This window comes from Pseudomonas sp. B14-6 (assembly GCF_013260315.1).
Taxonomy (GTDB): domain Bacteria; phylum Pseudomonadota; class Gammaproteobacteria; order Pseudomonadales; family Pseudomonadaceae; genus Aquipseudomonas; species Aquipseudomonas mandelii.
Map to the genome: position 1 here is coordinate 4,545,984 of NZ_CP053929.1, position 17,706 is coordinate 4,563,689.

Below are 17,706 nucleotides of genomic sequence, written 5' to 3' on the forward strand. Positions count from 1 at the left end.
CTATTTCTCCTGACTGACAGCCGCGCAAATCAAATTGATGCCGCGGGCCTGAATCTGATCGCGTGCCGCTAGTGGCAGGCGTTCATCGGTAATGAGGGTATGGACGCTGCTCCAGGGCAGCTCCAGATTAGGAATCTTGCGGCCGATCTTGTCAGCCTCCACCATCACGATCACTTCACGGGCGACGTCAGCCATGACCCGGCTCAGACCCAGCAATTCATTGAAGGTGGTGGTACCGCGAACCAGGTCGATGCCATCGGCACCGATGAACAACTGGTCGAAGTCGTAAGAGCGTAGTACTTGCTCGGCGACCTGGCCTTGAAAGGACTCGGAATGCGGGTCCCAGGTGCCACCGGTCATCAACAGCACCGGCTCGTGTTCGAGTTCGCTCAACGCATTGGCAACGTGCAAGGAGTTGGTCATCACCACCAGGCCCGGCTGTTGGCCGAGTTCCGGGATCATCGCGGCGGTGGTGCTGCCGCTGTCGATGATGATCCGAGCATGCTCACGAATCCGCGTAACAGCAGCGCGGGCGATGGCTTGCTTGTATTTGGAAACCGGTTGACCGATGTCGGCTACCAGCTCCTGAGGCATGGTGATCGCTCCGCCGTAACGGCGTAGCAGCAGACCATTACTTTCAAGCGCGGCCAAATCCTTGCGAACCGTAACTTCGGAAGTTTCGAAGCGCTTGGCCAGCTCGTCCACACTGACTTCGCCCTGTTCATTGAGCAAGGCGAGAATGTTGTGGCGGCGTTGGGGTGTATTGCGTTTCGACATGAGCGAGTAAGTTTCGATTCGAAAGATAACGGAAGCAATCAAAACCTATTGGCGAAACTTCGTCAAGTCTGCGCTAGAAAAATTATCTGTGGATAAAAAGCTTCGCGGGCAAGTCGGATCGCCGCCCGCTCGCTCCTAAGGACCGGAGTCGTTCACAAAATTTGTTAACGACATGGATCCTGCAGGAGCGAGCGGGCGGCGATCCGACTTGCCCGCGAAGGCAATCTCAAAACCGCCGCAACGCGCTGTGGATAACTCAGCTCTTTTTGATCTTCACCGGCCGTTTCCAGCCATCGATGTTTTTCTGACGTGCCCGACCCACAGCCAACTGCGCGTTATCCACATTCTGCGTGATGGTTGAACCGGCCGCCGTCGTCGCACCGGAAGAGATATCCACAGGCGCCACCAACGAGTTGTTGGAACCGATGAACACGTCTTCACCCAAGACGGTTTTCCACTTGTTGGCGCCATCGTAGTTGCACGTGATGGTGCCCGCGCCAATGTTGGTGCGCGCACCGATCTCGGCATCGCCCAGGTAGGTTAAATGACCGGCCTTGGCGCCTTCACCCAGGTGGGCGTTTTTCAGTTCGACAAAGTTACCCACATGCGCGCGAGCTTCAAGCACCGTACCCGGACGCAGACGTGCGAATGGACCGGCATCGCTACCTTCGCCCAGGATCGCACCTTCGATATGGCTGTTGGCTTTGATCACCACGCCTTTGCGCAGGGTGCTGTCCTTGATCACACAGTTCGGGCCGATCACCACGTCATCTTCAATGACGACCTTGCCTTCGAGGATCACGTTGATATCAATCAGCACGTCTCGGCCGACGGTGACTTCACCGCGTACATCGAAGCGGGCCGGGTCACGCAGGGTCACGCCTTGAGCCATCAAGCGGCGACCGGCGCGCAATTGATAATGACGCTCGAGTTCGGCGAGCTGCTTGCGATCGTTGGCGCCCTGCACTTCCATGGCGTCATGGGGATGCTCAGTGGCCACCACCAGACCATCGCTGACTACCATTGCGATCACGTCCGTCAGGTAATACTCGCCTTGGGCATTGTTGTTGGAGAGACGGCTCATCCATCCACCCAGCTGTGCGAAAGGTAGGGCCAGAATGCCGGTGTTGCCTTCGGTGATTGCGCGCTCGGACTCGTTGGCGTCTTTCTGCTCAACGATGGCTGTGACCTTGCCGGCGGCATCGCGGACGATGCGGCCGTACCCGGTCGGGTCATCCAGCTCGACGGTGAGCAAGCCCAGTTGCTGCGGGGCTACTTTCTTGAGCAAACGTTGCAGGGTTTCAACTTCGATCAGCGGAACGTCACCGTACAGGATCAGTACGGTGTCGGACTCGATGAACGGCACGGCCTGAGCCACCGCATGGCCGGTACCCAGCTGTTGGTCCTGCAGGACGAAATTCAGATCATCCGCCGCCAGACGCTCGCGCACCGCTTCGGCGCCATGGCCAATCACCACGTGGATGCGCTGTGGATCAAGTTGCCGGGCGCTGTGGATAACATGACCAAGCATCGAGTTGCCGGCGATCGGGTGCAGAACTTTCGGCAACGCCGAACGCATGCGAGTGCCTTGGCCGGCAGCGAGAATAACGATTTCAAGAGACATGACTGGCTACCAATCCTGGGTGGTCAGCGGCTGCGACCAGGTTATGAAAAACGGAAAAGAAAAAAGGGTAGCCGAGGCTACCCTTTTTAATCAATCGCGCAACAAGCAATGGCCTATTAGTGGCCAAACTTCTTGCGGATCTGCTGGACGGTGCGCAGCTGAGCTGCGGCCTCGGCCAGACGTGCGGCAGCAGAACCGTAATCGAATTCCGCGCCCCGCTCATGCAAGGCCTTCTCGGCAGCCTTAACGGCTTCCTGAGCGGAGGCTTCGTCCAGGTCGGCAGCACGTTGCACGGTGTCGGCAAGAACCTTGACCATGTTCGGCTGAACCTCGAGGAAACCACCGGAGATGTAATACACCTCCTCTTCCCCGCCCTGCTTGATCAGGCGGATCGGACCCGGCTTGAGATTAGTGATCAGCGGCGCGTGACCCAAGGCGATACCAAGATCACCCAGTGCACCGTGCGCAACCACCATCTCGACCAGGCCGGAAAAGATTTCCCCTTCCGCGCTGACGATATCGCAATGGACTGTCATAGCCATCTGATTGCCTCAACCTAAATTAGCGCCCGTTGCCGGGCGCCGGGATTACAGTTTCTTGGCTTTCTCGATCGCTTCTTCGATGCCGCCGACCATGTAGAACGCTTGTTCTGGCAGGTGGTCGTAGTCACCGTTGAGGATGCCTTTGAAGCCAGCAATGGTGTCTTTCAGGGAAACGTATTTACCCGAAGCACCGGTGAAGACTTCAGCCACGAAGAACGGCTGCGACAAGAAACGCTGGATCTTACGAGCACGGTTTACCAACTGCTTGTCGGCTTCCGACAGCTCGTCCATACCCAGGATCGCAATGATGTCCTTCAGTTCTTTGTAACGTTGCAGAACATACTGTACGCCGCGAGCGGTGTCGTAGTGGTCCTGGCCGATTACGTTCGGGTCCAGCTGGCGCGAAGTCGAGTCGAGTGGATCGACCGCTGGGTAGATACCCAGGGAAGCGATGTCACGGGACAGAACGACGGTGGCGTCCAAGTGGGCGAAGGTGGTCGCTGGCGACGGGTCAGTCAAGTCATCCGCAGGTACGTATACCGCTTGGATCGAGGTGATCGAACCGTTCTTGGTCGAAGTGATACGCTCTTGCAGAGTACCCATCTCTTCGGCCAGGGTCGGCTGGTAACCTACTGCGGAAGGCATACGGCCCAGCAGTGCGGATACTTCAGTACCGGCCAGGGTGTAACGATAGATGTTGTCGACGAACAGCAGAACGTCGTTACCTTCGTCACGGAACTTCTCGGCCATGGTCAGGCCGGTCAGTGCTACGCGCAGACGGTTACCCGGCGGCTCGTTCATCTGACCGTAAACCAGTGCCACTTTGTCCAGAACGTTGGAATCCTTCATCTCGTGGTAGAAGTCGTTACCCTCACGAGTACGCTCACCCACACCGGCGAACACGGAATAACCGCTGTGCTCGATGGCGATGTTACGGATCAGTTCCATCATGTTTACGGTTTTGCCTACACCGGCACCACCGAACAGACCGACTTTACCACCCTTGGCGAACGGGCAAACCAGGTCGATAACCTTGATGCCGGTTTCCAGCAGGTCGTTGCCGCCCGCTTGTTCAGCGAAGGTTGGCGCAGGACGGTGAATGCCCCAGCGCTCTTCGGTGTCGATCGGGCCAGCTTCGTCGATCGGGTTACCGAGGACGTCCATGATCCGGCCCAGGGTCGCTTTACCGACTGGTACGGAGATGGCTGCGCCAGAGTCGGTGACTTCCAGACCGCGCTTCAAGCCTTCGGTGGAACCCATCGCAATGGTACGAACCACGCCGTCGCCCAGCTGTTGCTGAACTTCGAGGGTGGTTTCAGCCGCGCTCACTACTTTCAGCGCGTTGTAGATGCTCGGTACGCTGTCGCGTGGAAATTCCACGTCGATAACGGCGCCGATGATTTGAACGATACGTCCGCTACTCATAGCTGGATCCTCTGAATATTTGAACCGTTAAACCGCGGCAGCGCCGCCGACGATTTCCGAGATCTCTTGGGTGATCGCAGCCTGACGCGCCTTGTTGTAGACCAGCTGCAAATCGCTGATCAAATCACCGGCGTTGTCGGTAGCGTTCTTCATCGCGATCATCCGCGCAGCTTGTTCAGCCGCGTTGTTCTCGACCACCGCCTGGTAGACCTGCGACTCCACGTAACGGACCATCAAGCCGTCAAGCAGCTCTTTGGCGTCCGGTTCGTACAGATAATCCCAGTGGTGCTTGAGTTCCTGATCCGGGGTTGCCACCAGCGGAATCAACTGCTCCACGGTAGGCGATTGCGTCATGGTGTTAACGAATTTGTTGGACACCACGGACAGGCGGTCAATACGGCCGTCCAGGTAGGCATCCAGCATCACCTTGACGCTGCCGATCAGGTCATTGATCGACGGCTCTTCACCCAGGTGGCTGATAGCTGCTACGACGTTACCGCCGAAGTTGCGGAAGAAAGCCGCACCCTTGCTACCAACAACACACAGATCAATCTCGACGCCGTTTTCGCGGTTTACCGCCATGTCCTTGACCAAAGCCTTGAACAGGTTGGTGTTCAAGCCACCACACAGACCACGGTCACTGCTCACCACGACATAACCGACGCGCTTTACTTCACGGTCGAGCATGAATGGGTGGCGATATTCCGGGTTGGCGTTGGCCAGATGGCCAATAACCTGGCGGATGCGCTCCGCATAAGGACGGCTAGCAGCCATGCGCATTTGTGCCTTGCGCATTTTACTGACCGCCACTTTTTCCATGGCGCTGGTAATCTTTTGCGTGCTTTTGATGCTCGCAATCTTACTGCGAATCTCTTTTGCGCCTGCCATGTAACACCTATCAGGTTAGCAAGCGGGAGCCTTGCGGCTCCCGCTGCGGCTTACCAGGTTTGGGTGGCCTTGAACTTCTCGATACCGGCTTTCATGCCAGCGTCGATTTCGTCATTGAAGTCACCCTTCACGTTGATCTTCGCCATCAAATCGGCGTGATCGCGGTTGAAGAAAGCAATCAGCGCTTGTTCAAAGCTGCCGACCTTGGCGATTTCGACGTCAGTCAGGAACCCACGCTCAGCGGCATACAGCGACAGCGCCATGTCAGCGATCGACATTGGTGCGTATTGCTTCTGCTTCATCAGCTCGGTAACGCGCTGACCATGCTCAAGTTGCTTACGGGTCGCTTCGTCCAGGTCAGAAGCGAACTGGGCGAATGCCGCCAGTTCACGGTACTGAGCCAGAGCGGTACGGATACCACCGGAGAGCTTCTTGATGATCTTGGTCTGAGCGGCACCACCCACACGGGATACCGAAACACCGGCGTTCACAGCAGGACGGATCCCGGAGTTGAACATGGCCGATTCCAGGAAGATCTGACCGTCGGTGATGGAAATCACGTTGGTCGGAACGAACGCGGAAACGTCGCCAGCCTGGGTTTCGATGATCGGCAGTGCGGTCAGGGAACCGGTTTTGCCGGTCACTGCGCCGTTGGTGAACTTCTCTACGTACTCTTCCGAAACGCGGGATGCGCGCTCCAGCAGACGGGAGTGGAGATAGAACACGTCGCCTGGGTAAGCTTCACGGCCTGGTGGACGGCGCAGCAGCAGGGAGATCTGGCGATAAGCCACTGCTTGCTTGGACAGATCGTCATAAACGATCAGCGCGTCTTCACCGCGGTCGCGGAAGAATTCACCCATGGTGCAACCGGAGTACGGTGCCAGGAATTGCAGTGCTGCAGATTCCGAAGCGCTCGCTGCCACGACGATGGTGTTAGCCAGTGCGCCGTTTTCTTCCAGCTTGCGAACCACGTTGGCGATGGTCGATTGCTTCTGACCGATCGCGACGTAGACGCAGAAAATGCCGCTGTCTTTCTGGTTGATGATCGCGTCGATCGCCAGAGCGGTTTTACCGATCTGACGGTCACCGATGATCAGCTCACGCTGGCCACGGCCGACAGGAATCATGGCATCGACAGCCTTGTAGCCAGTCTGTACAGGCTGGTCTACCGACTTACGCCAGATCACGCCTGGAGCAACTTTCTCGACCGCATCGGTCTCGGTGTTGTTCAGCGGACCTTTGCCGTCAACTGGGTTACCCAGTGCGTCGACTACGCGACCCAGCAGTTCCTTACCAACCGGAACTTCGAGGATACGGCCGGTGCACTTGGCGCTCATGCCTTCAGCCAGAGACTGGTAGGAGCCCAATACAACGGCACCTACGGAGTCTTGCTCCAGGTTGAGAGCCATACCGAAGACGCCGCCCGGAAACTCGATCATCTCGCCGTACATGACATCGGCCAGACCGTGAATCCGCACGATACCGTCAGATACGCTGACGACAGTGCCTTCGTTACGGGCTTGGGAGGTCACATCGAGCTTGTCGATGCGGCCCTTGATAATTTCACTTATTTCGGAAGGATTGAGTTGCTGCATTGCTCTGCTGCCCCTTCAAACTCAAGATTTCAATGCTTCGGCAAGGCTCGCGAGTTTGCCGCGAACCGAGCCATCGATAACCAGGTCGCCGGCGCGGATGACAATGCCCCCAATAAGGGATTTGTCTTCCTCGACTTGCAGGCGCACTTCCCGGTTGAGTCGTGCACTGAGAACCTTGGCGAGTTTGTCTTGCTGTTCTTGGTTCAATGCAAAAGCACTGGTCACTTCAACGTCTACCGACTTCTCTTGTTCAGCCTTGTACAGGTCGAACAGAGCGGATATCTCCGGCAAAAGCGGGAGACGGTCGTTTTCGGCAACGACGTGAATGAAGTTCTGTGCCTTGGCATCAAACTTGTCGCCGCACACGTCAATAAACGTGGCGGCCTTGTTTGCGCTCGTCAGTCGCGGGGCCTTGAGCACGCGCTGCATAGTGCCGTCTTGCGACACTGCTGCAGCCAGGCCGAGCATGGCTGACCAAGAGGCCAGTTGCTGGTGGGCCTGGGCGTGCTCGAAGGCTGCCTTAGCGTAAGGTCGGGCCAACGTGGTCAATTCTGCCATGATCGCCCTCGCTTAAATTTCAGCAGCCAGTTTGTTTACCAGCTCCGCGTGCGCGTTTTGATCGATTGTGGAACCCAGGATCTTCTCGGCGCCAGAGACTGCCAGGCTACCCAATTGGGCACGCAGCGCGTCTTTGACACTGTTCAGTTCCTGCTCGATCTCGGCCTGAGCCTGAACCTTCACACGGTCAGCGTCGATACGGGCTTTTTCAACAGCCTCTTCAACGATCTGGTTACCGCGTTTCTTGGCTTGCTCAATGATTTCGGCTGCCTGAGCTTTTGCTTCGCGCAGTTGCTGACCCGCTTTATCTTGGGCCAGCTCCAGGTCGCGAGCTGCTCGGGCGGCAGCGTCCAGTCCATCCGCGATCTTCTTCTGACGTTCGTGCAAAGCCGCGATGACCGGAGGCCACACGAACTTCATGCAAAACAGTACAAAAATGAAGAACGCAACGGACTGGCCAATCAGGGTTGCATTAATGTTCACGCCAACACCTCGCTCGTTCGTTGCACATCACACCAATTACTCGAAGGTTCGAGTAATTAGCCAGCGAGTTGACCAACGAATGGGTTCGCGAAAGTGAAGAACAGAGCGATACCAACACCGATCATGGTTACGGCGTCGAGCAGACCGGCAACGATGAACATTTTAACTTGCAGCATTGGAACCATTTCTGGCTGACGCGCTGCGCCTTCCAGGAACTTGCCGCCCAACAGGCCGAAACCAATTGCGGTACCCAGTGCGCCCAGGCCGATCAACAGTGCAACAGCGATAGCGGTTAGACCAACTACAGTTTCCATCTTTCCTCCCGACTTTTACGTCGTATGGTTTAGGTTTTTTAGATTTTAAAGCGGTAAAACAAATCGTTTCATAGCCCTGTTCGGGCCCCCACCCGTTTGACCGGATGGGACATCAGACTAGTCGAGACTGGTCTTAATGGTTCTCTTCGTGTGCCATCGACAGGTAGACGATGGTCAGCATCATGAAGATAAACGCCTGCAGGGTGATGATCAGGATGTGGAACACAGCCCACGCCCACTGCAGAACTACGCCCAGGCCGCTAAGCCAGAGCAGACCGCTGCCGAACATCACAGCAATCAGAATGAAGACCAGTTCGCCGGCGTACATGTTGCCGAACAGACGCAGTGCCAACGAGATTGGCTTGGCGATCAGTGTCACGAACTCCAGCAGGAAGTTCACCGGAATCAGCAGGGCTTGAACGAAGATGTTCTTGCTGCCGAACGGGTGCAGGGTCAGTTCGCCGATAAAGCCGCCGATGCCCTTGACCTTGATGCTGTAGAAAATGATCAACGCGAACACCGACAGGGCCATGCCCAGGGTAGCGTTCGGGTCAGTGGTGGATACGGCACGGAATGGAATGTGCGCATCACCAGTGATCAGGATGGCCAGCTGAGGAATCCAGTCGACCGGAATCAGGTCGACGGCGTTCATCAGGAAGACCCAGACGAAGATGGTCAGTGCCAACGGTGCAATCACCGGGCTACGGCCATGGAAGCTGTCTTTCACGCTGCCATCGACGAATTCGACCAATACTTCAACGAAGTTCTGCAAAGCACCAGGCTGACCGGAAGTCGCCTTCTTCGCCGCCATGCGGAAAAGAAGAACGAAGATCAGACCCAACGCGACCGACCAGCCGAGAGTATCGACGTGGAAAGCCCAGAAGCCCATTTCTTTGGCTTCTGCTGCGGTGTGGGCAAAACCCCACCCGCCAGTTGGGTGCTGACCGAAGGTCAGGTTCTGCAAGTGGTGCTGGATATAGCCCGAAGCGGTTGTTTCTGCCATGGTTGCCTCAAACGCCCTAAGGTCTCGAAAGTCTTGTTCTCATCAGCAGGGGCGCGAACCAGCTGACCAGTTGGGTCAACACGAAGACGCCGAATACAGCTAGCGGCGCCAATGGCTTCACACCTGCGAACGTCAATGCAAAGAGCACTGCCGTCAAAATCAGTTTGCCCGCCTCACCGGCATAAAAAGACCGGACGATGGCTTGGGCTGCTCGGGCGCCGGAAAACCGAAATGCCCTGTGAGCGAAATAAACATTGGGCAGCAAAGCTATCAGGCCTCCGCAGAGTCCTGAGTACCCGGCAACGACTCCGTGCCATTGCCAGAGCGCCAAAGCGGCGATCAGCAAAACGACAAACTGAGCCATTAACACCGGAAAAACTGCCAGGCGATGGAACGGCAAGCGGTTTGGCGTGCGGCTTTCCATCACAATTACTCCCCAATGGTCGGCTGCCAGAATTCAATAACTTGGCATAATTTGTGCCGACAAAATGCGCGCAGAGTATAGGGGCGGTTCTGCCCCTATTCAACCGTTAGGTAGTGATTTCCGACTGCACGCTACATGAGGAAATGTTTCAACGAATGTGCGCGAGCACACCTTGAAGCTCATCGAGGGAGTTGTAACCAATAACCAACTGCCCTTTCCCCTTCTTTCCGTGGCGGATCTGCACCGCAGAGCCTAGGCGTTCAGCCAGGCGCTGCTCGAGTCGGGCGATATCAGGGTCCTGTTTAACCGGTTCAGCAGGCTCCTGTTTGCCACTCAACCACTGGCGAACCAGTGCCTCGGTTTGGCGCACCGTCAGCCCTCGTGCGACAACATGTCGCGCCCCTTCAACCTGTTGATTCTCCGGTAAACCGAGCAAAGCACGCGCATGACCCATTTCCAGGTCGCCGTGCGACAGCATGGTTTTGATAACTTCCGGCAACGCGATCAAGCGTAGCAGGTTGGCCACGGTCACGCGGGATTTGCCCACGGCTTCGGCGACTTGTTGCTGAGTCAGCTGGAATTCCTGCTGCAAACGCTGCAAGGCCACGGCTTCTTCGATGGGATTGAGGTCTTCGCGCTGGATGTTCTCGATCAGCGCCATGGCGATCGCGGTTTCATCCGGCACATCGCGAACCATCGCCGGGATGGTTTCCTGGCCAGCCTGCTGGCTGGCGCGCCAGCGGCGTTCACCGGCGATGATTTCAAAGCGACCGCTGCCAATCGGACGCACCACGATCGGCTGCATCACGCCCTGGGCCTTGATCGACTGCGCCAGTTCTTCCAGCGCCTGAGGATCCATGTCCCGTCGCGGCTGGTACTTGCCGCGCTGGATCAGGTCCAGGGGCAGGTGCTGCAGCTCACGCTGATCGGCCTGGACCGCTTGTTCTTCCAGCGAGCTGACAGTCGGACCACTCAGCAGTGCATCCAGTCCACGTCCGAGACCTCGTTTCTTGACGGCCATGGGGATTCCTTAAGTTGCCTGAGCGGCGGCGGTGCGTGAGTTTTTGCGTTGACGACGAACAAGCTCGCCGGCCAACGCCAGATAGGCGATAGCGCCACGCGATGCTTTGTCGTAGGCCAGCGCCGGCATGCCATAGCTAGGTGCTTCGGCCAGACGGATGTTGCGCGGGATGACGGTGTCGTACAGCTGCTCGCCGAAGTGCTCCTTGAGCTGCGCCGATACATCGTTCATCAGGCTCAGGCGCGGGTCGTACATGGTCCGCAACAGGCCTTCGACTTTCAGATTCGGGTTGAGCAATTCAGCGATACGCTTGATGTTATCCACAAGGTCGCTCAAACCTTCGAGCGCGAAGTACTCGCACTGCATGGGGATAATTACCCCGTCAGCTGCAACCAACGCGTTCAGCGTCAGCATCGACAACGACGGCGGGCAGTCGATCAAAATGTAATCGTAGTTTTCACGGATCGGCGCCAACGCACTGCGCAGGCGACTTTCCTTCATCTGCATTTCCAGCAGAACCACTTCGGCTGCAGTCAGGTCACGGTTGGCCGGCAACAGCTGGTATCCGCCGTGCTCGGAGTAGTGCATGGCCTCAGCCAGGTCACACTCGCCGATCAGCAGGTCGTAGACCGAGTTTTCCAGCCCGTGTTTATCCACACCGCTACCCATGGTGGCGTTGCCCTGTGGATCGAGATCGATCAACAGCACCCGGCGCTTGGTAGCGACCAGGGATGCTGCGAGGTTGATGCAGGTGGTGGTTTTACCCACACCACCTTTCTGGTTCGCTATCGCGAATACCTTAGCCATTCTTGCTTGTGTTCCCAATCATGCCGTGCGGCGCAGTATCAGCAGATGGCGTTGGCCTTGGCAACCAGGTACGGCCAGGGCGTGTTCGCTATCGAGGTGGAAGTCTGCCGGCAATGCTACCAGCTCATCAGCCGGATGAACGCCCTTCATTGCCAGCCAGCGTGTATCGGCATCGCCCAAGTGGCGAGTCCAGTTGCTGAAGTTTTCCATGCTGCTGAACGCCCGGGAGATGATCCCGTTGAATGGCTGGGCAGGCTGGAAAGCTTCTACACGACTGTGGATAACTTGCAGGTTATCCAGTTTGAGTTCGAGTTTGACCTGGGTCAGGAAGCGGGTTTTCTTGCCGTTGCTGTCCAAACAGGTCACTTGCGACTCTGGAAACAGGATGGCCAACGGAATACCCGGCATGCCGCCGCCGCTGCCAACGTCCAGCCAGCGACCATTCTCGACAAACGACATCACGCTCAAACTATCGAGCAGATGACGGGAGACCATTTCGTCCGGATCGCGCACGGCAGTCAGGTTGTAAGCCTTGTTCCATTTGATCAACAGGGCCAGGTACCCCAGCAGCTGCGCATGCTGGGCTTCTGTCAGCGTGACACCGAGCTGGCGAGCGCCTGTGGATAACTCTTCGGCATGTTGCGAGGTGACCAACGAACTCAAGCGCTTTGCTCCAACTGACGGCCCGCGCCGCGTTTTTTCAAATGAATCATCAACAGCGAAATCGCTGCCGGCGTGACACCCGGGATACGTGACGCCTGGCCCAAAGTCTCTGGACGGGTCGCGCCGAGCTTGCTCTGGATCTCTTTTGAGAGACCGGAAATGTTTGTGTAATCGATATCCACAGGCAGTTTTGTATCTTCGCTGGCCCGCAGGCGAGCGATTTCATCCTGCTGGCGATCGATGTAGCCGGCGTACTTGGTCTTGATTTCGACCTGCTCGGCGACTTGTGGATCTTCCGCGCCGCCACCGGTCACGGCGATCAGACCAGCGTAGTCGATTTCCGGACGGCTCAGCAGGTTGAGCAAATTGTATTCGTGAGTCAGCGGCGTACCGAACTTCTCGGAAATCGCATCGCCCTGCTCAGTGCCCGGGCGGACCCAGGTACTTTTCAGGCGCTGTTCTTCAAGGTCGATGCTTTCGCGTTTCTTGCAGAAGGCCGCCCAACGCGCGTCATCCACCAGACCCAGCTCGCGACCTTTTTCGGTCAGACGCAGGTCGGCGTTGTCTTCACGCAGGATCAGGCGGTACTCGGCACGGGACGTAAACATCCGGTACGGCTCTTGAGTACCGAGAGTAATCAGGTCGTCGACCAACACCCCGATGTACGCCTCGTCGCGACGCGGGCACCAGGCATCTTTGCCCTGCGCACGCAGAGCCGCGTTGGCGCCAGCCAGCAAACCCTGGGCGCCGGCCTCTTCGTAACCAGTGGTGCCGTTGATTTGCCCGGCGAAAAACAGACCGCCGATGACTTTGGTTTCGAGGCTGTACTTCAGGTCACGCGGGTCGAAGTAGTCGTACTCGATGGCATAGCCAGGACGAACAATGTGCGCGTTTTCCATGCCGCGGATCGATTGCACGATCTGCAGTTGCACGTCGAACGGCAAGGAGGTGGATATCCCGTTCGGGTACAGCTCGTGCGTAGTCAAACCTTCCGGCTCGATGAAGACCTGGTGGCTTTCCTTGTCGGCAAAGCGGTGGATCTTGTCTTCGATCGACGGGCAATACCGCGGGCCGATGCCTTCGATCAGCCCTGCATCGGAATACATCGGAGAACGATCGAGGTTGGCGGCAATGATTTCGTGGGTGCGAGCGTTGGTGTGGGTAATCCAGCAGCTCACCTGTTTCGGATGTTGCTCTTTGGAACCCATGAACGACATCACCGGGATCGGTGTATCGCCTGCTTGCTCGGTCATCACCGAGAAATCCACAGAACGACCGTCGATTCGCGGTGGCGTACCGGTTTTCAGGCGACCGACTCGCAGCGGCAATTCACGCAGACGATGAGCCAGGGCGATCGATGGCGGATCGCCGGCACGGCCACCGGAGTAATTCTGCAAGCCGATGTGGATAAGTCCACCGAGGAAGGTGCCAGTGGTCAACACCACGGAATCGGCGAAGAAACGCAGACCCATCTGGGTGACAACACCGCGCACTTGTTCCTGCTCGACGATCAGGTCATCAGCAGCTTGTTGAAATATCCACAGGTTCGGCTGGTTTTCCAAAGCTTCGCGGACAGCGGCCTTGTACAGAACCCGGTCTGCCTGAGCGCGAGTCGCTCGTACGGCCGGACCTTTGCGGCTGTTCAACACGCGAAATTGAATACCTCCTTTGTCGGTAGCCATGGCCATCGCGCCGCCGAGGGCATCGATTTCTTTCACCAGATGGCTTTTACCGATCCCACCGATGGCGGGGTTGCAACTCATGGCACCGAGGGTTTCCACGTTATGCGTCAACAACAGGGTTTTTGCACCCATACGTGCTGAGGCCAGTGCTGCCTCGGTACCGGCATGACCGCCGCCGATGACGATCACTTCAAAACGGGAAGGGAAATCCACCACGCACCTCGTGCCTGCTTCAGTTAGGTAATCAGGAATAGTTTGAGCTCAGGTTTCTGGACCTGGTCGACAAGTATAGGGACTTCGCCCTTCCTAAAGAACCCTTTGCACAAAATTTAACCAGCTGTGGAGAAGTCGGGGTTATAGAAATTAAAAAGAGAGAAATTTATTAAATCTTTGTTTTTATGTTTATTTCTACTGAGCCACATTTCTGTGGATAGATCGCTACAAGCCTTTATATTCAATATGTACAGCGATTCAAAACCCTGTGGTCATGTACCAAGGAGGCCCTTGGATAACCGGTTTAAGCCTGTGGATGAAAGGGATTGTTATCCACAGGGGCGGTTATCTTCAGTTTTCACGCCCTGTTATCAACTGCCCTTAGTGGCACTTACTCACAGGGCTTAATCCACAGATAAATGCTGATCGAGCAAATTCCGGACACGGAAAATCCGCTCAAGCAGAAAGAATCTGCTCGGCACTGGAGGAAATTTAAGGCAAGGGAGGGAACAGACAGGCGCGAACGGCCTGTCTGTGAATATCGGAAGGACTATTTACCGATGCAGAAGCTGGAAAAAATACGTCCCAGCAGATCATCCGAGCTGAATGCGCCGGTGATCTCACCCAAAGAGTGCTGAGCCTGGCGCAAATCTTCCGCCAGCAGCTCACCAGCACCCGCCAGAGTCAACTGCGCACGGCCATGCTCAAGGGATGCGCTGGCGTGTCGCAACGCATCAAGGTGACGCCTGCGTGCACTGAAGCTGCTTTCCGAAGTCTGCTCGTAACCCATGCAGGCCTTGAGATGTTCGCGTAGCAATTCCAGCCCCATACCGCCAGATTTGGCACTAAGGCTGATGGTGACGTGGCCATCGTCACTGACTTCCAGGGCAATCGCTTCTCCCGTCAGGTCAGCCTTATTACGGATCAGCGTAACTTTTGCCGGATCCGGGCGGATTTCAAGGAACTCCGGCCATAACGCAAACGGATCAAGTGCCTCAGGAGCGGTCGCATCGACCACCAGCAACACCCGATCTGCTTCGCCGATGGCTTTCAACGCCCGCTCGACGCCGATTTTTTCCACCTGGTCATCGGTATCCCGCAGACCGGCGGTGTCGACCACGTGCAACGGCATGCCATCGATGTGGATATGTTCGCGAAGAATATCCCGGGTGGTGCCGGCAATCTCGGTCACGATCGCGGCTTCTCGACCGGCCAAGGCATTCAGCAGGCTGGACTTGCCGGCATTGGGTCGGCCGGCAATGACCACGGTCATCCCGTCGCGAAGCAAGGCACCTTGCCCGGCTTCACGAAGCACTGTGGATAATTCATCGCGCACTTTGTCGAGCATGGCCAGTACGTGGCCGTCGGCCAGGAAGTCGATTTCTTCCTCCGGGAAATCGATCGCAGCCTCGACGTAGATGCGCAGGCCGATTAACTGCTCGGTGAGGTTATGCACACGCAGGGAGAATGCGCCTTGCAACGAACGCAGTGCATTTCGCGCAGCCTGTGCAGAACTGGCCTCGATCAAGTCGGCGATGGCTTCCGCCTGGGCTAGGTCGAGCTTGTCGTTGAGGAAGGCGCGTTCACTGAATTCTCCTGGCCGAGCCAGACGACAGCCCAGTTCCAGACAACGTTTGAGCAGCATATCGAGAACAATCGGCCCGCCGTGCCCCTGCAGTTCAAGCACATCTTCGCCGGTGAAGGAGTTCGGTCCCGGAAAATACAACGCGATGCCTTCGTCCAGCACCTCTTCGTTTTCGTTGAGAAACGGACCGTAGTGGGCAAATCGAGGTTTCAATTCCCGACCGCTGATCGCCCTGGCAGCAATGCTCGCCAACGGCCCGGAAATACGGACGATGCCCACACCGCCGCGACCTTGAGCGGTGGCGACAGCTGCGATGGTTTCCCGAGGAACGCTCATAAACCAGTACCCAGACAAAAGTGACAGATAGCAAAACGCCCCACTAGGGGGCGTTTTGAGTGGTTATCCACAGTGTAAATCAGGCAGCTGCTTTGGTAGCTGCTTCAACTTTACGAGTGATGTACCACTGTTGGGCGATGGACAGGCAGTTGTTCACAACCCAGTACAGCACCAGACCAGCCGGGAACCACAGGAAGAAGAAGGTGAAGATGATTGGCATCAGCTTCATGACCTTCGCCTGCATCGGATCCGGAGGAGTCGGGTTCAACTGCTGCTGGATAAACATGGTTGCACCCATGATGATCGGCAGAATGAAGAACGGATCCTTGATCGACAGGTCAGTAATCCACAGCATGAACGGCGCTTGGCGCATTTCAACGCTTTCCAGCAGAACCCAGTACAGCGACAGGAAAACCGGCATCTGCACGAGGATTGGCAAGCAACCACCCAGCGGATTGATCTTCTCTTTCTTGTACAGCTCCATCATGGCTTGCGACATTTTCTGCCGATCATCGCCATGTTGCTCTTTCAGCGCAGCCAGTTTCGGTGCCACTGCACGCATGCGCGCCATGGATTTGTAGCTGGCAGCCGACAGCGGGAAGAAAATCCCCTTGATCAGCATGGTCAGGAAGATGATCGACCAGCCCCAGTTACCGATCAGCGCGTGGATGTGTTGCAGCAGCCAGAAGATAGGCTGGGCAATGAACCACAGAATGCCGTAATCGACGGTCAATTCCAGACCTGGGGACAACTCTTTCAGCACAGCCTGGCTTTTTGGACCGGCGTACAGAACAGCGCTGACTTCGGCTTTTGCACCTGGTGCAACGGTCACTGCCGGAGCGGTGTAGCCGATGATGTAGTTGCCTTTGCTGTCTTTACGGGTCTGGACGAGATTGTTTTCGCCCTTCGCCGGAATCCACGCGGTCACGAAGTAGTGTTGCAACCAGGCAACCCAACCGCCGTTAACGGTTTCTTTCAGCTGAGCCTTGTCCATGTCCTTCATCGACACTTTCTTGTACGGCTCGTTACTTGTCCACAGGGCGGCGCCCAGGTAAGTCGCGGTGCCGGTGGCAGTGCTGGAAGAAGGATCGGAGCTGGCGTCACGCTTCAGCTGGGCGAACATCGCACCCGACCAAGGCTTGGCGCTTTCGTTGTCGATCAGGTAGGAAACGGTTACGTCATACAAGCCACGTTTTACGGTGAAACGCTTGATGTAGTTGACGCCGTCCTTGCTGAACTTGAGGTCCACGACCATTTGGTCCTGACCGTCAGCCAGTTGGTAGATCTTCTTCTCGGAGGAGTAAACCGGGCGACCGGCTGGACTTGCGTCCGGACCGTCGGTGCCGATCAGACCGCTCTGGGCCAGATAAGTCCGCTCGTTGCCGTTATCGAACAACTGGAATGGAATTTCCGGATGGTCCTGGCGACGTGGATACAGCGGCAACGTCAGTTGGGCAACATCACCACCTTGTGGATCGATAGCCAGGTTGAGCACATCCGTTTTGATCTGGATGAGGTCTTTGCTTACAGCCACTGGTGTTTCAGTGGGTGCAGTTGCACTGGTATCACTTGGTGCGCGTGGAATGTCGTCACTGACAGAAGCATTATTGCCAGTCGCCGTGTCCGGTAGGCCCGGTGCGGTAGTACTGGAAGCAACATTCTGAGTCGGCAGGGCAGCCTGGCCATAGTCCTGGTTCCATTTAAGAACCATAACGTAGGACACGATTGCCAGGGCGACGATCAGGATCGTGCGTTTGATATCCATG

At 56.7% G+C, this 17,706-nt stretch carries 17 protein-coding genes; all 17 read right to left on the reverse strand.

The genetic code is table 11. The features are described 5' to 3' along the window. Entirely contained in the window at positions 1-777 is a 777-nt protein-coding gene (locus HP062_RS20830; protein ID WP_010465456.1) for a DeoR/GlpR family DNA-binding transcription regulator, read from the reverse strand. Positions 778-1,033: 256 nt separating this feature from the next. After that, complete coding sequence (gene glmU / locus HP062_RS20835) at positions 1,034-2,401, reverse strand: bifunctional UDP-N-acetylglucosamine diphosphorylase/glucosamine-1-phosphate N-acetyltransferase GlmU (RefSeq protein WP_172791968.1); 1,368 nt, start codon at positions 2,399-2,401, stop codon at positions 1,034-1,036. Between the two features lie 116 nt (positions 2,402-2,517). After that, positions 2,518-2,943 (reverse strand): F0F1 ATP synthase subunit epsilon, encoded by a 426-nt coding sequence (locus tag HP062_RS20840; RefSeq protein WP_010465460.1) that lies wholly within the window; start codon positions 2,941-2,943, stop codon positions 2,518-2,520. A 45-nt stretch (positions 2,944-2,988) separates the two neighbouring features. Next, entirely contained in the window at positions 2,989-4,368 is a 1,380-nt protein-coding gene (atpD, locus tag HP062_RS20845) for a F0F1 ATP synthase subunit beta (protein ID WP_008155715.1), read from the reverse strand. A 27-nt stretch (positions 4,369-4,395) separates the two neighbouring features. Continuing rightward, complete coding sequence (gene atpG, locus HP062_RS20850) at positions 4,396-5,256, reverse strand: F0F1 ATP synthase subunit gamma (protein WP_010465463.1); 861 nt, start codon at positions 5,254-5,256, stop codon at positions 4,396-4,398. A gap of 50 nt (positions 5,257-5,306) precedes the next feature. Next, positions 5,307-6,851, reverse strand: coding sequence for a F0F1 ATP synthase subunit alpha (gene atpA / locus HP062_RS20855; RefSeq protein WP_010465465.1), 1,545 nt, complete (start codon positions 6,849-6,851; stop codon positions 5,307-5,309). 21 nt (positions 6,852-6,872) lie between these two features. Next, positions 6,873-7,409, reverse strand: a complete 537-nt coding sequence (locus tag HP062_RS20860) for a F0F1 ATP synthase subunit delta (RefSeq protein ID WP_010465467.1) — start codon at positions 7,407-7,409, stop codon at positions 6,873-6,875. Positions 7,410-7,421: 12 nt separating this feature from the next. Next, positions 7,422-7,892 carry a F0F1 ATP synthase subunit B gene (locus HP062_RS20865; RefSeq protein ID WP_007948090.1) on the reverse strand — a complete coding sequence of 157 codons (471 nt, stop codon included), beginning with the start codon at positions 7,890-7,892 and terminating at the stop codon, positions 7,422-7,424. Between the two features lie 56 nt (positions 7,893-7,948). Next, complete coding sequence (gene atpE / locus HP062_RS20870) at positions 7,949-8,206, reverse strand: F0F1 ATP synthase subunit C (protein ID WP_002555987.1); 258 nt, start codon at positions 8,204-8,206, stop codon at positions 7,949-7,951. Positions 8,207-8,339: 133 nt separating this feature from the next. Continuing rightward, a complete protein-coding gene (atpB, locus tag HP062_RS20875; protein WP_010465471.1) occupies positions 8,340-9,209 on the reverse strand; it encodes a F0F1 ATP synthase subunit A in 870 nt (289 codons plus the stop codon). Positions 9,210-9,225: 16 nt separating this feature from the next. Further along, on the reverse strand, positions 9,226-9,633 hold the full coding sequence (locus HP062_RS20880) for a F0F1 ATP synthase subunit I (RefSeq protein WP_010465473.1): 408 nt from the start codon (positions 9,631-9,633) through the stop codon (positions 9,226-9,228). Positions 9,634-9,781: 148 nt separating this feature from the next. After that, positions 9,782-10,654 carry a ParB/RepB/Spo0J family partition protein gene (locus HP062_RS20885; RefSeq protein ID WP_077748853.1) on the reverse strand — a complete coding sequence of 291 codons (873 nt, stop codon included), beginning with the start codon at positions 10,652-10,654 and terminating at the stop codon, positions 9,782-9,784. A 9-nt stretch (positions 10,655-10,663) separates the two neighbouring features. Further along, entirely contained in the window at positions 10,664-11,461 is a 798-nt protein-coding gene (locus HP062_RS20890) for a ParA family protein (protein ID WP_010465477.1), read from the reverse strand. Between the two features lie 18 nt (positions 11,462-11,479). Continuing rightward, entirely contained in the window at positions 11,480-12,124 is a 645-nt protein-coding gene (gene rsmG / locus HP062_RS20895) for a 16S rRNA (guanine(527)-N(7))-methyltransferase RsmG (RefSeq protein WP_102594524.1), read from the reverse strand. Next, positions 12,121-14,019, reverse strand: a complete 1,899-nt coding sequence (gene mnmG / locus HP062_RS20900) for a tRNA uridine-5-carboxymethylaminomethyl(34) synthesis enzyme MnmG (RefSeq protein WP_077748851.1) — start codon at positions 14,017-14,019, stop codon at positions 12,121-12,123. Before mnmG ends, rsmG begins: the two co-directional genes overlap by 4 nt. Positions 14,020-14,569: 550 nt before the next feature. After that, positions 14,570-15,940, reverse strand: a complete 1,371-nt coding sequence (gene mnmE, locus HP062_RS20905; protein WP_010465483.1) for a tRNA uridine-5-carboxymethylaminomethyl(34) synthesis GTPase MnmE — start codon at positions 15,938-15,940, stop codon at positions 14,570-14,572. 79 nt (positions 15,941-16,019) lie between these two features. Beyond that, positions 16,020-17,705 (reverse strand): membrane protein insertase YidC, encoded by a 1,686-nt coding sequence (gene yidC, locus HP062_RS20910; RefSeq protein ID WP_042932461.1) that lies wholly within the window; start codon positions 17,703-17,705, stop codon positions 16,020-16,022. Between the last annotated feature and the right edge of the window lies 1 nt (position 17,706).

Bases quoted from the DNA above. Each gene is read 5' to 3' on its own strand.
- HP062_RS20885 (WP_077748853.1), bottom strand. From the start codon at position 10,654: ATGGCCGTCAAGAAACGAGGTCTCGGACGTGGACTGGATGCACTGCTG.
- atpA (WP_010465465.1), bottom strand. From the start codon at position 6,851: ATGCAGCAACTCAATCCTTCCGAAATAAGTGAAATTATCAAGGGCCGC.
- atpD (WP_008155715.1), bottom strand. From the start codon at position 4,368: ATGAGTAGCGGACGTATCGTTCAAATCATCGGCGCCGTTATCGACGTG.
- mnmE (WP_010465483.1), bottom strand. From the start codon at position 15,940: ATGAGCGTTCCTCGGGAAACCATCGCAGCTGTCGCCACCGCTCAAGGT.
- HP062_RS20880 (WP_010465473.1), bottom strand. From the start codon at position 9,633: ATGGAAAGCCGCACGCCAAACCGCTTGCCGTTCCATCGCCTGGCAGTT.
- atpE (WP_002555987.1), bottom strand. From the start codon at position 8,206: ATGGAAACTGTAGTTGGTCTAACCGCTATCGCTGTTGCACTGTTGATC.
- HP062_RS20890 (WP_010465477.1), bottom strand. From the start codon at position 11,461: ATGGCTAAGGTATTCGCGATAGCGAACCAGAAAGGTGGTGTGGGTAAA.
- HP062_RS20840 (WP_010465460.1), bottom strand. From the start codon at position 2,943: ATGGCTATGACAGTCCATTGCGATATCGTCAGCGCGGAAGGGGAAATC.
- HP062_RS20860 (WP_010465467.1), bottom strand. From the start codon at position 7,409: ATGGCAGAATTGACCACGTTGGCCCGACCTTACGCTAAGGCAGCCTTC.
- atpB (WP_010465471.1), bottom strand. From the start codon at position 9,209: ATGGCAGAAACAACCGCTTCGGGCTATATCCAGCACCACTTGCAGAAC.
- HP062_RS20830 (WP_010465456.1), bottom strand. From the start codon at position 777: ATGTCGAAACGCAATACACCCCAACGCCGCCACAACATTCTCGCCTTG.
- atpG (WP_010465463.1), bottom strand. From the start codon at position 5,256: ATGGCAGGCGCAAAAGAGATTCGCAGTAAGATTGCGAGCATCAAAAGC.
- glmU (WP_172791968.1), bottom strand. From the start codon at position 2,401: ATGTCTCTTGAAATCGTTATTCTCGCTGCCGGCCAAGGCACTCGCATG.
- yidC (WP_042932461.1), bottom strand. From the start codon at position 17,705: ATGGATATCAAACGCACGATCCTGATCGTCGCCCTGGCAATCGTGTCC.